We start from the raw sequence: 2,716 nt of genomic DNA, 5'->3' as shown, positions 1-2,716 counted from the left end.
GTGGGAGCGAGCAGGCTCGCTCCCACAGGGGTCAGTGTTTGGGTGGATATTCGCGGTGCATCTGCTCCAGCAACGCATCCTTGTCCAGCCACAGCTGATTGATCCAGCCCTGAAACTGCAAACGGTACTCGCCGTCCTGGTCGTAGTTCTTGCCGATGAAGGCCGGCGGGATTTTGATTTCTTCAAAATGCACCACCACATCGCGCACATTGCCGCAGAGCAAATCCCAGAACCCCGGACGCCCGGCCGGGTAATGAATCGTCACGTTGACGATCGACTCCAGCTGTTCACCCATCGCATCGAGCACAAAGGCGATCCCGCCGGCCTTGGGCTTGAGCAGGTATTTGAACGGTGACTGCTGCTGCGCATGCTTGCCTTCGGTGAAGCGTGTGCCTTCGACGAAGTTGAAAATTCCCACCGGGTTATGGCGGAATTTCGCGCAGGTCTTGCGCGTGGTTTCCAGGTCCTTGCCTTTCTTCTCCGGGTGTTTTTCCAGGTAGGCCTTGGAGTAGCGCTTCATGAACGGAAAGCCCAGCGCCCACCAGGCCAGCCCGATTACCGGAACCCAGATCAGCTCCTGCTTGAGGAAGAACTTCAGCGGCTGGATCTTGCGGTTGAGCACGTATTGCAGCACCAGAATATCCACCCAGCTCTGGTGGTTGCTGGTGATCAGGTACGAGTGCTGATAATCGAGACCTTGCAGGCCGCTGAGGTGCCAGCGGGTGCGCCGTACCAGATTCATCCAGCCTTTGTTATTGCTGATCCACGCCTCGTGGGTGTGGCTCATCAGCCAACCGGCGATGCGCTGGGTAAAGGCAAACGGCAAAGCCTTGACCAGCGCCACGCAGAACAGGAACGAGCACAGCAGAATCGTGTTGAGCGCCAACAGCAGCGAGGCGATCACGCCGCGCAACGGTGCAGGGAGAAAGTCCAGCATTTACACATCCATAGGTCGGTTGGCGGCTTGAATCGCGGTGAGCGCGATGGTGTAGACGATGTCATCGACCTGCGCACCGCGCGGCAGGTCGTTCACCGGTTTGCGCAGGCCTTGCAGCATCGGCCCGAGGCTGACGCAATCAGCGCTGCGCTGTACGGCTTTGTGCGTGGTGTTGCCGGTGTTCAGATCGGGGAACACAAACACCGTGGCGCGCCCGGCGACCTGACTGTTCGGCGCCAGTTGCCGGGCGACGTCGGCGTTGGCGGCGGCGTCGTACTGCAACGGGCCGTCGATCAACAGCGAGTTTTGTTGCTCATGAGCGAGCAGAGTCGCCTCGCGGACTTTCTCGACTTCTTCACCGCGCGCCGATTCGCCGCTGGAATAGCTGATCATCGCCACCCGTGGAGTAATGCCGAATGCGGCCGCCGAGTCGGCGCTTTGCAGGGCGATCTCGGCCAGTTCCGCGGCGCTCGGGTGCGGGTTCATCACGCAGTCGCCGTAGACCAGCACTTCTTCCGGAAAGAGCATGAAGAACACCGACGACACCAGCGTGCAGCCCGGTGCGGTCTTGATCAGTTGCAGGGCCGGGCGGATGGTGTTGGCGGTGGTGTTGATCACACCCGAAACCAAGCCGTCTACCTCGTCCAGCGCCAGCATCATGGTGCCGATCACCACGGTGTCTTCCAGTTGTTGCTCGGCCATCGGTGCGTTGAGGCTTTTGCTCTTGCGCAGGGCGACCATCGGCTCGACGTAGCGCTCGCGGATGTGGTCCGGGTCAAGGATTTCCAGACCCGGCGGCAGCACGATGCCTTGCGCGCGGGCGACCGCTTCGACGTCTTCGGGTTTGGCCAACAGCACGCAGCGGGCGATCCCGCGTTCCTGACAGATCGCCGCCGCTTGTACGGTGAACGGCTCGCTGCCTTCGGGCAGCACGATGCGCTTGTTCGCCGCTTGCGCGCGCTGGATCAATTGATAGCGGAACACCGCCGGCGACAGGCGCATCTCCCGAGGCGTACCGCAGCGCTGATGCAGCCAGTTGGCGTCGAGGTGGCTGGCGACGAAATCGGTGATGATCTCCGCGCGCTCGCGGTCATCGATCGGAATTTCCTTGTTCAGGCCATTGAGCAGATTGGCGGTGTCGTACGAGCCGGTGCTCACCGACAACACCGGCAAACCGGCCTGCAACGCGCCCCGGCACAGGTCCATGATGCGCGGGTCGGGCAGGGTGTCGCTGGTCAGCAGCAGGCCGGCCAGCGGCACGCCGTTGATTGCTGCGAGGCTGACGGCGAGGATGATGTCGTCGCGATCGCCCGGGGTCACCACCAGCACGCCGGGCTTGAGCAGCTCGACGGTGTTGCGCATGGTTCGTGCGCAAATGATGATTTTGCTCATGCGCCGGGTTTCGTAGTCTCCCGCGTTGAGCACTTGCGCACCCATCAGGTCGGCGACGTCGCGGGTGCGCGGCGCGTTGAGTTCCGGCTGAAACGGGATGCAGCCAAGCAAGCGGAAATCACCGCTGCGCAGCAACGGCGAATGTTCCTTCAGACGCGTGGCGAAGGCGTCCATGCTCTCGTCGGTCTTGACCTTGTTGAGGATCACGCCGAGGACTTTCGGATCTTTCGGGCCGCCGAATAATTGCGCTTGAAGCTCGACACGGCCAGAAAGCTCGGCGAGCACTTCGTTTTCCGGCGCCGAGACCAGAATCACCTCGGCATCCAGACTCTTGGCCAGATGCAGATTGACCCGCGCGGCGTAACTGGCGCTGCGGGTCGGCACCAT

The 2,716-nt window shown here is 61.9% G+C and carries 2 protein-coding genes; both read right to left on the bottom strand.

The window, feature by feature from the left end:
• Window positions 1-31 precede the first annotated feature (31 nt).
• Window positions 32-937 (bottom strand): acyltransferase, encoded by a 906-nt coding sequence (locus OQK_RS06565; protein WP_016771662.1) that lies wholly within the window; start codon window positions 935-937, stop codon window positions 32-34.
• Window positions 938-2,716: phosphate acetyltransferase (gene pta, locus OQK_RS06560; protein ID WP_038860657.1), on the bottom strand; the 1,779-nt coding region annotated here is incomplete at its 5' end.

Source organism: Pseudomonas sp. R62 (genome assembly GCF_000257605.1).
GTDB lineage: Bacteria > Pseudomonadota > Gammaproteobacteria > Pseudomonadales > Pseudomonadaceae > Aquipseudomonas > Aquipseudomonas atacamensis.
Note: the sequence above shows the minus strand (reverse complement) of the source record. Positions and strands in the feature narration are given on the sequence as shown.